Below are 344 nucleotides of genomic sequence, written 5' to 3'. Positions count from 1 at the left end.
GTGTGCAGGCAGGCACATCTGCAGACACACGTGCGCGTGTGCAGGCAGGCACATCTGCAGACACACGTGCGCGTGTGCAGGCAGGCACATCCGCAGGCACAGCTGCGGGTGCGCAGGCGGGTTTGTTGGCGGGTGGTCAGGCGGGATCGTTGGCGGGTCGGGTGGCGGTGGTTACCGGGGTGAGTCGGCGCGCTGGGATCGGGTTCGCGATCGCGAAGGAGTTGCTGGCGGCCGGTGCGTCGGTGCTCGTGCACTCGTGGGCGCCCCGCGACGCGGAGCTGCCGTGGGGCGCGGACCCAGTGGGCGAGGCCGGGATCATCGAGGCATTGTGCGGAGCGGACCAA

Source organism: Kribbella hippodromi, from assembly GCF_039531045.1.
In the GTDB taxonomy this organism is placed as follows: Bacteria; Actinomycetota; Actinomycetes; order Propionibacteriales; family Kribbellaceae; genus Kribbella; species Kribbella hippodromi.
Note: the sequence above shows the minus strand (reverse complement) of the source record.